12 protein-coding genes and 1 tRNA gene are annotated in these 11772 nt (G+C 52.4%); 8 read left to right on the top strand and 5 right to left on the bottom strand.

The features are described 5' to 3' along the window. Positions 1–107 precede the first annotated feature (107 nt). Entirely contained in the window at positions 108–1565 is a 1458-nt protein-coding gene (gene pepD, locus OVA10_RS20215; RefSeq protein ID WP_100777510.1) for a cytosol nonspecific dipeptidase, read from the bottom strand. A gap of 260 nt (positions 1566–1825) precedes the next feature. Between pepD and gpt the strand changes: the two genes are divergently transcribed. From gpt to crl, 3 genes are all read left to right on the top strand, one after another. After that, complete coding sequence (gene gpt / locus OVA10_RS20210) at positions 1826–2284, top strand: xanthine phosphoribosyltransferase (RefSeq protein ID WP_047174674.1); 459 nt, start codon at positions 1826–1828, stop codon at positions 2282–2284. Between the two features lie 108 nt (positions 2285–2392). Further along, on the top strand, positions 2393–3637 hold the full coding sequence (gene frsA / locus OVA10_RS20205) for an esterase FrsA (protein WP_100777509.1): 1245 nt from the start codon (positions 2393–2395) through the stop codon (positions 3635–3637). A gap of 57 nt (positions 3638–3694) precedes the next feature. Beyond that, positions 3695–4096, top strand: coding sequence for a sigma factor-binding protein Crl (gene crl, locus OVA10_RS20200; protein ID WP_100777508.1), 402 nt, complete (start codon positions 3695–3697; stop codon positions 4094–4096). A 76-nt stretch (positions 4097–4172) separates the two neighbouring features. Here the strand turns inward: crl and phoE are convergent, their stop codons facing one another. Beyond that, a complete protein-coding gene (gene phoE, locus OVA10_RS20195; protein ID WP_100777507.1) occupies positions 4173–5225 on the bottom strand; it encodes a phosphoporin PhoE in 1053 nt (350 codons plus the stop codon). 306 nt (positions 5226–5531) lie between these two features. Between phoE and proB the strand changes: the two genes are divergently transcribed. The 4 genes from proB (at position 5532) to OVA10_RS20175 (ending at position 9257) form a co-directional block, all read left to right on the top strand. Continuing rightward, positions 5532–6635 carry a glutamate 5-kinase gene (gene proB / locus OVA10_RS20190; RefSeq protein ID WP_100777506.1) on the top strand — a complete coding sequence of 368 codons (1104 nt, stop codon included), beginning with the start codon at positions 5532–5534 and terminating at the stop codon, positions 6633–6635. 10 nt (positions 6636–6645) lie between these two features. Continuing rightward, positions 6646–7899 carry a glutamate-5-semialdehyde dehydrogenase gene (proA, locus tag OVA10_RS20185; RefSeq protein ID WP_123430009.1) on the top strand — a complete coding sequence of 418 codons (1254 nt, stop codon included), beginning with the start codon at positions 6646–6648 and terminating at the stop codon, positions 7897–7899. Between the two features lie 111 nt (positions 7900–8010). Continuing rightward, positions 8011–8083: transfer RNA gene (locus tag OVA10_RS20180), tRNA-Thr, on the top strand. A 631-nt stretch (positions 8084–8714) separates the two neighbouring features. Continuing rightward, entirely contained in the window at positions 8715–9257 is a 543-nt protein-coding gene (locus tag OVA10_RS20175) for a hypothetical protein (protein ID WP_268196696.1), read from the top strand. 9 nt (positions 9258–9266) lie between these two features. Here the strand turns inward: OVA10_RS20175 and OVA10_RS20170 are convergent, their stop codons facing one another. Together OVA10_RS20170 and OVA10_RS20165 are read right to left on the bottom strand one after the other, a co-directional pair. Beyond that, positions 9267–9707 carry a hypothetical protein gene (locus tag OVA10_RS20170; protein WP_268196695.1) on the bottom strand — a complete coding sequence of 147 codons (441 nt, stop codon included), beginning with the start codon at positions 9705–9707 and terminating at the stop codon, positions 9267–9269. 37 nt (positions 9708–9744) lie between these two features. Continuing rightward, on the bottom strand, positions 9745–9957 hold the full coding sequence (locus OVA10_RS20165) for a hypothetical protein (protein WP_326493400.1): 213 nt from the start codon (positions 9955–9957) through the stop codon (positions 9745–9747). A gap of 308 nt (positions 9958–10265) precedes the next feature. On the opposite strand from OVA10_RS20165, the gene OVA10_RS20160 reads away from it, so the two are divergent. Beyond that, positions 10266–10811, top strand: a complete 546-nt coding sequence (locus tag OVA10_RS20160; RefSeq protein WP_268196694.1) for a recombinase family protein — start codon at positions 10266–10268, stop codon at positions 10809–10811. A gap of 414 nt (positions 10812–11225) precedes the next feature. Here the strand turns inward: OVA10_RS20160 and OVA10_RS20155 are convergent, their stop codons facing one another. Beyond that, positions 11226–11597 carry a hypothetical protein gene (locus tag OVA10_RS20155; protein ID WP_268196693.1) on the bottom strand — a complete coding sequence of 124 codons (372 nt, stop codon included), beginning with the start codon at positions 11595–11597 and terminating at the stop codon, positions 11226–11228. Positions 11598–11772 lie beyond the last annotated feature (175 nt).

Genomic DNA, 11772 nt, shown 5'->3' with positions numbered 1-11772 from the left:
TATAAAAAAGCCCGGTAGCGTTTCGCTTACCGGGCCTATGTCACATATCGCTATGGCACTGATTCTGCTGCCCCGACAACGCACTGCCGCCGGGCACGTACAGCGTCTTACTTAGCCGGAATCGCTTTCAGCAGTTCTGTCAGCAGCGTCCAGTAGTGGCCCACGCTTTCGATATGCACCTGCTCGTCCGGAGAGTGTGGCCCGGTAATGGTCGGCCCAATGGAGACCATATCCATATCCGGATACGGTTTCTTGAACAGACCGCACTCCAGACCCGCGTGGATCACCTGAATGTTCGGCGTGCTGTTGAACAGACGCTGATAGGTTTCACGCACCAGCGCCATGACCGGAGAGGTCGCGTCTGGCTGCCAGCCTGGGTAGCTGCCCTTGGCGGAGGTTTTCGCACCTGAGAGTTTGCCCAGTGATTCCAGCATGCTCACGACATACTCTTTACCGCTGTCGATAAGAGAACGGATCAGGCAGATGATTTCCGCGCTGTCGTCGCTCATGGTGACAACGCCGACGTTCAGGGAGGTTTCCACCACGCCTTTCGCCACGTCAGAGTTGCGGATCACGCCGTTTGGCGTGGCGTTCAGCAGCTGCACAAAGCGGTCGCGTGACTCGGTCGTCAGCGCGGCTTTATCGCTGGATACGGCTTCCAGAACCACGGTCAGGTTTTTCTCTTTCACTGACAGTTCGTTTTTCAGGATATCCAGGTAGACGTTCGCCAGGTTTTTCAGCTCGTCGGCTTTGTTTGCTGCAACAGCAACGGTGGCGAAGGCTTCACGAGGGATCGCGTTACGCAGGGTACCGCCGTTGAAATCCACCAGACGCAGATCCAGCTCAGCCGCGTGACCGGCCAGGAAGCGCGCCAGCAGTTTGTTGGCATTGCCCAGACCTAAATGGATATCGCCGCCCGAGTGACCACCTTTCAGCCCTTTCAGCGTCAGCTTGAAGGTCTGGAAGCCAGCCGGAACCGCTTCACGAGTCAGAGGCAGGGTAGAGATGAAATCAATACCCCCCGCGCAACCCATGTAGATCTCACCCTCTTCTTCAGAGTCGGTGTTGATCAGGATATCTGCCTGCAGCCAGTTGGCCTGCAGACCAAAAGCGCCGTCCATACCCGCTTCTTCGGTCATGGTCAGCAGCACTTCCAGCGGGCCGTGCTCAACGCGATCGTCAGCCAGCACCGCCAGCGCGGAGGCCATACCGATGCCGTTATCGGCGCCCAGCGTGGTGCCGCGTGCTTTAACCCATTCGCCGTCGATGTACGGCTGAATCGGATCTTTCGTGAAGTCGTGATCGGTATCGTTGTTTTTCTGCGGCACCATATCCAGGTGCGCCTGCAGCACAACCGGTTTGCGGTTTTCCATACCTGCGGTGGCCGCTTTACGAATCAGAATATTGCCAACCTGGTCACGCTCTGCGTGCAGGCCTTTTTCCTTCGCCCAGCCCATAATATGTTCGGCAAGCTGTTCTTCGTGATAGGAAGGGTGAGGAATGGAACAGATTTTGGCAAAAATATCCCACAGCGGCTGTGGCGATAATTGAGACAGTTCAGACACGATAAGTCTCCTTGTCGTGGCGCTGCAAACAAGCTTGCAGGTCACAGGGTTAGCAGAGTGATAGTCAGCACAAGTCGGGCTTGCGAGATGAGGTTGAGAATACCACTTTCTCCGTTCGCTGCTAGCATTAAGCACGTAAAAACTCCGCCCCGCGCCGCTAAACACTGGTTTTTAGTGCGTCAGATCTCTATAATCTCGCGCAACCTATTTCCCCCTCGAACACTTTTTAAGCCGTATATAAACAGGCTGGGACACTTCACATGAGCGAAAAATACGTCGTCACCTGGGACATGTTGCAGATTCACGCGCGCAAACTGGCTGCACGCCTGATGCCTTCTGAACAGTGGAAAGGCATTATTGCCGTGAGCCGTGGCGGTCTGGTACCGGGCGCATTGCTGGCTCGTGAACTGGGTATTCGCCATGTCGATACCGTCTGCATCTCCAGCTATGACCACGATAACCAGCGCGAGCTGACCGTGCTGAAACGCGCTGAAGGCGACGGCGAAGGCTTTATCGTCATCGACGATCTGGTCGATACCGGCGGCACTGCCGTTGCGATCCGTGAAATGTATCCAAAAGCGCATTTCGTCACCATCTTCGCCAAACCAGCTGGTCGTCCGCTGGTCAACGACTATGTTATCGACATCCCGCAGGATACCTGGATTGAACAGCCGTGGGATATGGGCGTGGTCTTCGTACCGCCGATTTCTGGCCGTTAATTACAGAACGAAATTATTTTTAACGCCCGGTGATGCCGGGCGTTGTTTTTTTTAGCCTCCAGCGCGTTACAATGCCTCTATGTGACGTAATCATGGAGGCAGCGCGCAATGACCCAGGCGAATCTTAGCGAAACCCTGTTCAAACCTCGTTTCAAACACCCGGAAACGTCGACTCTTGTTCGTCGCTTCAACCCTGGCACTCAGCCTGCTGTGCAGTCCGCTCTGGACGGCAAAAACGTGCCGCACTGGTATCGCATGATTAACCGTCTGATGTGGATCTGGCGCGGCATTGATGCCCGTGAAATTCTCGACGTCCAGGCGCGCATCGTCATGAGCGAGGCCGACCGCACCGACAGCGATCTCTACGATACGGTCGTCGGCTATCGCGGTGGCAACTGGATTTACGAATGGGCGACGCAGGCGATGCTCTGGCAGCAGAAGGCTAACCAGGAGCAGGACCAGACCCTCAGCGGAAAGCACTGGCTCCACGCCGCCAACCTTTACAGCATCGCCGCCTATCCGCATCTTAAGGGCGACGATCTGGCGGAACAGGCGCAGGCGCTGGCTAACCGTGCCTACGAAGAAGCAGCCCAGCGTTTACCGTGCAACGTGCGTGAACTGGAGTTCACCATTCCCGGCGGTGCGCCGGTCACCGGCTTTTTACACATGCCGCCTGGCGACGGCCCGTTCCCGACGGTGATGATGTGCGGCGGGCTGGACTCCCTGCAGATTGATTATTTCAGCCTGTTTGAGCGCTACTTTGCACCAAAAGGGATCGCGATGCTGACGCTCGATATGCCATCGATCGGGTTTTCCTCGAAGTGGAAGCTGACGCAGGACTCCAGCTTATTGCACCAGCATGCGTTAAAAGCGCTCGAAAATATTCCCTGGGTGGACCACACCCGCGTGGCGGCATTTGGCTTCCGGTTTGGCGCCAACGTCGCGGTACGCCTGGCTTATCTGGAATCGTCACGCCTGAAAGCGGTGGCCTGTCTTGGGCCGGTGGTTCATGCGCTGCTCAGCGATCCCACCCGTCAGGGGAGCGTGCCGGAGATGTATTTAGACGTGCTGGCGAGCCGCCTTGGCATGCATGATGCATCAGACGAAGCGCTGCGTGTGGAACTGAACCGTTATTCATTAAAGACCCAGGGCCTGCTCGGACGCCGCTGTCCGACGCCAATGCTGTCAGGTTTCTGGAAAAACGATCCTTTCAGCCCGGAAGAAGAGTCGCGTTTAATCACCTCGTCATCTTCCGATGGCAAGCTGCTCGAGATACCCTTCAGTCCGGTGTATCAGAATTTTGACAAAGCATTGAACGAGATTACACGCTGGATCACCAAGAGATTGTGTTAAGAGATTGCTAAATTTTGACGGTTTGGTAAAACAGTGGCTTCACAAAAGGAGATCGCAATGACGTTACCGAGTGGACACCCGAAAAGTAGACTGATTAAGAAGTTCATGGCTCTTGGCCCGTATATTCGAGAAGAGCAGTGTGAAGAGAATCGCTTTTTTTTCGACTGCCTGGCTGTTTGCGTCAACGTGAAGCCTGCACCCGAAAAACGGGAGTTCTGGGGCTGGTGGATGGAAATGAACGCGGAAGAGAAGCGTTTTACGTATAGCTATCACTTTGGCCTGTTTAACAAAGATGGCCACTGGGAAGCGACAACTATCAAGGATCAGGAAGTGATCGACCGCCTGGAGCTAACGCTGCGTGGATTCCACGACCGAGCGCGCGATCTGCTGGCGACCTTAGATTTAAAGCTCGAACCGGCTGATAATTTTACTAACCAGCAGGTCAAACTCTCCGCTTAACGCCTTACCTGCAAAAAAGCGACAGACAATAAAAACCCGGCTGCTCTCGCGCCGGGTTTTTTTTCATTCATCGATATCAGAACTGGTAGGTCATACCGAGAGCGACGATATCATCGCTGCTCACGCCCAGTTTATTATCGTCATCAATCTGGTTGATTTTATAATCAACAAACGCAGACATGTTTTTGTTGAAATAATAGGTCGCGCCGACGTCGATATATTTCACCAGATCTTCATCGCCGATGCCTTCAATATCCTTGCCTTTCGACTGGACATAGCCCAGGGACGGACGAAGACCGAAATCGAACTGATATTGCGCGACCACTTCAAAGTTCTGCGCTTTATTCGCGAAACCACCGGAAATTGGTGTCATATTACGGGTTTCAGAATACATCGCCGCCAGGTAGATATCATTGGCGTCATATTTCAGACCGGTTGCCCAGGCTTCGGCTTTTTCGCCTTCACCGCGTGCCAGCAGGTTCTGCGCGTTGGTACGGTCAGAGTTGGTGTACGCACCGCTGACGGCGAAATCGCTGCCACCGAAATCATAGGTCAACGAGGTGCCGAAGCCGTCGCCGTTCTGTTTTTTCGCATCGCGGCCTTCGTTTTTGCCCTGATACTGCAGGGTCATGTCCAGGCCATCAATCACGCCGAAGAAGTCGGTGTTGCGGTAGGTGGCGAGGCCGGTGGCACGTTTGGTCATGAAGTTATCGGTTTGCGCCGAAGAGTCTCCGCCGAATTCCGGGAACATATCGGTCCAGGCTTCCACGTCATACAGCGCGCCAAGGTTACGACCGTAGTCGAAGGAGCCGATATCTTTCAGCTTCAGACCGGCAAAGGCCAGACGGGTTTTCTGCGTGGAATCACTCTCGGCTTTGTTGCCGGAGAATTCTGCTTCCCAGCGACCGTAACCGGTCAGCTGATCGTTAATTTGTGTTTCGCCTTTAAAGCCGAAACGGACATACGTCTGGTCGCCGTCTTTGGTATCATCATCACTCAGGTAGTGCATTGCTTTTACTTTGCCGTACACGTCCAGTTTATTTCCGTTCTTATTATAAACTTCAGCTGCGTGTACAGATGCGGAAGCCACAACGCCCATTACCACTAATGCCAGAGTGCTCTTTTTCATTTTCAATCCTGATGTTTTATAAAACGCGCTAATATTCGCTGAGCAATAAGATTCAGCTTATTACCCCGTGAAAAACAGGAAGGGTTTTATCGTCTGCGGGTGAACGTTTTATGACAAAGTAAGAATATGTTTAAAAAAGTCAGTTTTAATTTTTCAGTCATAAAACTGTCAAAATCTGCCGCTACGCTTCCTGATCCCGCGCAACAAATCCGCGAGCTTTGTGCACCAGCAGTTGGCAACGGCGCTGAGTCCTGTTAAAACGTCTGATTGACATCATTTTCCCTTATTGTTGAATGGCAGAGAATCATGAGTGACAGCCAGACGCTGGTGGTAAAACTCGGTACCAGTGTTTTAACAGGCGGATCGCGCCGCCTTAATCGCGCCCACATTGTTGAACTTGTCCGCCAGTGCGCACAGCTTCACGCCGCAGGTCATCGTATTGTGATTGTCACGTCAGGCGCGATTGCCGCCGGGCGCGAACATCTGGGCTACCCCGAACTCCCCGCCACCATCGCCTCTAAGCAGCTGCTGGCCGCGGTCGGGCAAAGCCGACTGATTCAACTGTGGGAACAGCTGTTCTCTATCTATGGTATTCACGTCGGGCAGATGCTTCTGACACGCGCGGACATGGAAGATCGTGAACGCTTCCTGAACGCGCGAGACACCCTGCGTGCGCTGCTGGATAACAACATCGTTCCGGTAATTAACGAGAACGATGCGGTGGCAACCGCTGAAATCAAAGTCGGCGATAACGATAATCTCTCTGCGCTGGCGGCGATTCTGGCCGGGGCAGACAAGCTGCTGTTGCTCACGGATCAGCAGGGGCTGTTTACCGCCGACCCGCGCAATAACCCGCAGGCGCAGCTGATTAAGGACGTTTACGGCATTGATGACGCACTGCGCGCCATTGCCGGAGACAGCGTTTCCGGACTGGGCACCGGCGGAATGGGCACCAAGCTGCAGGCCGCCGACGTGGCCTGTCGCGCGGGTATCGATACCATCATCGCAGCGGGCAGCCGTCCGGGCGTGATTGGCGACGTGATGGAAGGAATCTCCGTCGGCACCCGTTTCCACGCGCAGGCTTCTCCGCTGGAAAACCGCAAACGCTGGATTTTTGGCGCACCGCCAGCCGGTGAAATCACCGTCGATGAAGGGGCGACCGCCGCGATTCTGGAAAGAGGCAGCTCATTGCTTCCAAAAGGAATTAAAAGCGTGACAGGTAACTTCTCCCGTGGTGAAGTGATTCGTATCTGTAATCTTGAAGGTCGCGATATTGCCCACGGCGTTAGCCGCTACAACAGCGACGCGCTGCGCCGCATTGCCGGGCATCACTCACAGCAAATCGACGCCATCCTGGGCTATGAATACGGCCCGGTTGCAGTGCATCGTGACGATATGATCATTCGCTAAGGAGCCAATCATGCTGGAACAAATGGGCGCCGCTGCCAAAGCCGCCTCTTACAAACTGGCGCTCCTTTCCAGCCGCGAGAAAAACCGCGTTCTGGAAAAAATCGCTGATTATCTGGAAGCACAGTCTCAGCAGATCCTGCTCGCCAACGAACAGGATTTGGCCGACGCGCGTAACAATGGTTTGAGCGAGGCAATGCTCGACCGCCTGGCTCTGACGCCCGCACGTCTTAAAAGCATCGCGGATGACGTGCGCCAGGTCTGCAACCTCGCCGATCCGGTGGGGCAGGTGATTGACGGCGGGCTGCTCGACAGCGGTCTGCGCATCGAGCGTCGCCGCGTCCCACTCGGTGTGATCGGCGTGATTTATGAAGCGCGCCCGAACGTGACCGTCGACGTCGCCTCCCTGTGCCTGAAAACCGGTAACGCCGCCATTCTGCGCGGGGGCAAAGAGACGTGGCGAACCAACGCGGCCACCGTTAACGTCATCCAGCAGGCGCTGGAAGAGTGCGGCCTGCCAGCCGGTGCGGTACAGGCTATCGAAAGCCCGGATCGTGCGCTGGTGAATGAAATGCTGCGCATGGATAAATACATCGACATGCTGATCCCACGCGGTGGGGCGGGCCTGCACAAGCTGTGCCGCGAACAGTCGACCATTCCGGTGATCACCGGCGGGATTGGCGTGTGTCATATCGTGGTGGATGACAGCGCAGAGATCGCGCCTGCCCTGAAGATTATCGTCAACGCCAAAACCCAGCGCCCGAGTACCTGCAACACCGTTGAAACGCTGCTGGTGCATCAGGGTATCGCGCAGACGTTCTTACCTGCGCTGAGCAAGCAGATGGCCGAGAGCGGCGTGACGCTGCATGCAGATGAGAATGCGCTGGCGTTGTTGAAAGATGGCCCAGCGAAAGTGGAAGTGGTCAAAGCACAGCAGTATGACGACGAATATCTGTCGCTGGATCTGAATGTGAAAGTGGTCACCGATTTGGACGATGCTATCGCCCACATTCGCACCCACGGCACGCAGCACTCTGACGCGATTCTGACCCGCACCCTGCGCAACGCCGATCGGTTCATCAATGAAGTGGATTCTTCTGCGGTCTACGTGAATGCCTCAACCCGCTTCACCGACGGCGGCCAGTTTGGACTGGGCGCAGAGGTGGCGGTGAGCACGCAAAAACTGCACGCCCGTGGCCCGATGGGGCTGGAAGCGCTGACCACCTACAAGTGGATCGGCTTCGGCGATGATACGATTCGTGCGTAAATAAACGTGGGTGATGCAAAATTAGGCTTTTGATTCGCAAGGCTATTGACGCATCACCCCGTTAGTTTTAACCTTTTGCCCCGTGGTTACACTCGTAACCGGCCTCTCAGGGCCGATATAGCTCAGTTGGTAGAGCAGCGCATTCGTAATGCGAAGGTCGTAGGTTCGACTCCTATTATCGGCAATCCCACAACAAAATCCTAGCGAAACCCAGTAAAACCAGTGTTTTCCACCAATTATACTGCGTAATACAGGATCTTTTTCTCAGTAATTCTTTCAGTAACAGTTGCCGCTATGGTTAACAGTGGCTATTCAGGGATGTTAGCACGTAGCGGCCTGTAGTTGTAAAGCTCGAACAGGTACAAAGCGTGAACAGTCACCACGAACCGCTATCAACTCGAAGCCAATGACGCTGCCAACGTCTCTAAGCATTCCCGCAACTTTCAGTGAAGCGCATTTTTTGCCGATGCTCCCACATGCCACACGTCGTGATGACGTTGCAGGGAATAAACAGGTCTATGGTGGTCATGGTCCTTGCACACCACATGCAAGCTCTGCCAGCGTCTCAGCCACGCTCCCGAAAGGGTACACGGCGATCCTGATAAACTTCACTGTCTGACATAACCCTGATGAAGTCGCTACGCTCCGCACGTTGTCTTACCACCAACGGGCTTTATGTCTCCTGTTGTCTAAAAACAGCCTGACAAACGTTAAAGGTAGGCCCCATTGATTCTGGTGACATTCTTAGCCGTATTTTCACCGTGTTATAATATTCGAAACTCTGAGGCAGTTTGCTAACTCACTGGGGAAATAGAATGCAAAAAATATCTTTCATACAGGATGTATCAGCTGTAGATATCGTTGATTTTAGACCGTGGATGGTTGAGACAGCGTATGATTATTTTATGACAGCCAAGAGATCTACTCACAGACGAGCGGCTATTCAAAACATAATGTCTGCACTTTCCATTGAGATACTTTTGAAAAGTTTCTCTTCAAGTATTAGTGCCAATGAAGGACGACTGGATGAGCGTTACACCTACCGAAAGAAGAAAGGAGATGATGGGCATAATCTCAACTCACTCCTGCTAAAAACCCCCCTAAAAATCAAAGATTACCTTTTCTCTGATGGTGATTTAGAAACGCTGAGTATTAGTGCAAATATGTTCAAAAATGAACGATATTTTTATGAGAAGAGTCATAATAATGCTGCCCGTACTGATTCAATAGATAGATTGGCCGCGCAAACATTATGCAAAATCATCCATCTTTACCATGAGAAAGGTTGTAAAGATCCTTTCATCCTGGATTTTGATGTTACGGAATTATACCTAAACGAAGTTAGGTCGTATGCGTAGCATATTGATTTAGCGAATATGTGACAAACCCCAGGTGACCAGCCCTACCAATACGATAGTGCCGACGATGTTGATCGCGTTAACTGTGCTCTTCGTCGTGTGGGTGTAGCCTTTTCCCCTTCCAACATTAGCATGACACCAATCGTTAAAAGCCTGATGATGCTTAAGCTGTGTCGCTGAGGCTGTTCTGGTGAGTTGTCCGTTACGGGGTTTGTACAGCAACACCATGTCTTCTACGATCACTGTGGCATCTGGTGGGAAGTCTTGCGGGATATCATTTACCTTTTCAGGGTAGAGAATGCGGAAATCCTCTGCTGAAAGTTTCCTTTCGCCATAAGCGTAAATTTCGTGTTGGCTTCCATACCTCAATTCAATGTCGCTGAATCCACGGCACACCATGTCATCAAGTTTCGGGGCTATCTTCTCGTAGGTTTTTGTGATCGTGACCACTGTTACTCCATCAACGATAAAGAGACATAATGTCCTTTTACTTCAGATTGTCCGAGGTGTCGAAAGTTTTCACACTGGCACAATGTGTGCTGTTCGTTTTATAGACGAAGTCATATATTGAGTTGGAATAACGGCACAGTGTACCGCTGGCAGTATCGGTCTGTTCGGTCAATTGCATGGTAATGCGGCCCGCTTGTGCCGATAGTGGCAGCAGCGCCACCACACAAAGTAAAAGTTTCTTCATTTTCATAACCCGCCCCCGTAGGTGTCCCGCCTCTTTCTCAATCCAGTTTACATCTTGCCGCTGAAAATATCGCCCGGCTCTATTTTTGATCTGTTAAGTGAAAAGATTAGCACCCTAATAATTTCACAGGATCTGTGGCGAATATCATAGCGCTACCACTGCGTTAGAGTGGTTTGCTTGTGTTGCATTTTGCCTCGCTTTATTACAACAGGCGAAACGCTGTCTTTTTGTAGTAAAAAGCCTTGATTTAAAGTAATACATTGTTGTAGTTTAATCTTCATGGGCATTTTGCAACATTATGGTAAGGGGATGAGATGGCGAACATAGGTTACATCAGGGTATCGACGACACAGCAGCATACAGATCGCCAGTTGGCAGGCGTGACACTCGATAAGGTCTTTGAAGATAAGGCTTCAGGAAAGAACACGCAGCGCCCACAGTTTGAAGCCATGATGAACTACATCCGTGAAGGTGATGTCTTGCATGTTCACAGCATTGATCGCCTTTGCCGTAACACTGCGGACCTGCTGGCAACGGTTGAGCGGTTAACAGAACGTGGTGTAGTTGTTCAGTTCCACAAAGAGGATTTTAAGACCGGGAAGAACTCTCCGGCGGGTAATATGATGCTAACCGTACTGGCAGCAGTCGCACAGATGGAACGTGAAACGATGCTGGAGCGCCAGCGTGAAGGTTATGAAGCAGCAAAAGCCGCTGGCAGGATAACCGGACGGGGCAAAGGTCGCTCTATTGACCGTGAAGCCATTAAAGCAGAACTCGCAGCAGGTAAGACCATTCGTGCAATCGCAGAAAGCCACAACGTGAGCACCAGAACGGTTATGAACATCAAGGCCGAAGCCTGAACCACCCCAAAAAAAACCTTCTTTGACCTCGCTTCGGCGGGGTTTTTTATTACCTGAAATCCACACAAGCGCAAGCAGCCCCACCATTCCTTCCCTGACTTCACCAGAAGCGTTACACGGCGCGTTCTTCCACCAGATGTGAACTGACTCACCGCCAGCACAGCGCCCCGCTGAGAGGCTCCCATAGGCCCAGGAATGGGCTGTTTATCGTTGTTTTTGCGAAGAAAATTTATTTTTTCGGTATGGAAGGGTGGATCAAGGAGTGTATTTAACTGTACCTTGAGTGGCAGATCTGCCGAGGCCCCGCCATTACTGGCTTCCCTGCATACATCACACCATAGCGTTCTACACGTCCCGCAGGCGAGCCAGTGACAACAGACGGCAGGAAGGATCATTTAAGGGTATTTAACTCTATTATTTCCCACCAAAAATCCAACCGATGACGGCACCGATTACCGCAGAGCGGGTCTCACCCGCAGCTCCTTTGAGAACGTTAATAATTGCATCGCCTGCGCCTGGTGCCTGCTGCTGAAGTAAATTCAAACCACGAGGTGTTAACTTGGCGGCGCTGTCCATGTCGGTTGAAGAGATTATTTCGATATAACCCATATCGCTGAGAGCCTGGAGCGTGTAGCACAACAGGTCAATTTGAGTTCTGTCTCCTCTGGGCTTCCAGCCGAAGTCGGAAAAATCGAAAGATGAGTAAACCGGATAATCTGCATGCAGTTTCACCAGAATTCCGGTTGCCATCTCGTTGAAGCTGTCTTTGCCCTGGATGATTTCCATGTCGTGTCCTTTTGTTAGCTGATTGAACGAGGTTACTCAGTTACGACATGAAGCACCAGCAAATGGTTATCTTCCTCCACCGTGCACTGGATACATGCAGTTGAGGTGTCTTCTGCCAGAGTTGAGGGTGTCTTCTACTGGAAGATACGTGTCTTCCGCTGGAGGAGAGGTGTCT

Origin of the sequence: Lelliottia sp. SL45, from assembly GCF_026672535.1 — a bacterium.
Taxonomy (GTDB): Bacteria; Pseudomonadota; Gammaproteobacteria; order Enterobacterales; family Enterobacteriaceae; genus Enterobacter; species Enterobacter nimipressuralis.
The sequence above is the reverse complement of the archived record's forward strand: the minus strand, read 5'-3'. Positions and strand labels throughout refer to the sequence as shown.

Bases quoted from the DNA above. Each gene is read 5' to 3' on its own strand.
- proA (WP_123430009.1), top strand. From the start codon at position 6,646: ATGCTGGAACAAATGGGCGCCGCTGCCAAAGCCGCCTCTTACAAACTG.
- frsA (WP_100777509.1), top strand. From the start codon at position 2,393: ATGACCCAGGCGAATCTTAGCGAAACCCTGTTCAAACCTCGTTTCAAA.
- proB (WP_100777506.1), top strand. From the start codon at position 5,532: ATGAGTGACAGCCAGACGCTGGTGGTAAAACTCGGTACCAGTGTTTTA.
- OVA10_RS20165 (WP_326493400.1), bottom strand. From the start codon at position 9,957: ATGAAAATGAAGAAACTTTTACTTTGTGTGGTGGCGCTGCTGCCACTA.
- OVA10_RS20155 (WP_268196693.1), bottom strand. From the start codon at position 11,597: ATGGAAATCATCCAGGGCAAAGACAGCTTCAACGAGATGGCAACCGGA.
- OVA10_RS20160 (WP_268196694.1), top strand. From the start codon at position 10,266: ATGGCGAACATAGGTTACATCAGGGTATCGACGACACAGCAGCATACA.
- gpt (WP_047174674.1), top strand. From the start codon at position 1,826: ATGAGCGAAAAATACGTCGTCACCTGGGACATGTTGCAGATTCACGCG.
- crl (WP_100777508.1), top strand. From the start codon at position 3,695: ATGACGTTACCGAGTGGACACCCGAAAAGTAGACTGATTAAGAAGTTC.
- OVA10_RS20175 (WP_268196696.1), top strand. From the start codon at position 8,715: ATGCAAAAAATATCTTTCATACAGGATGTATCAGCTGTAGATATCGTT.
- phoE (WP_100777507.1), bottom strand. From the start codon at position 5,225: ATGAAAAAGAGCACTCTGGCATTAGTGGTAATGGGCGTTGTGGCTTCC.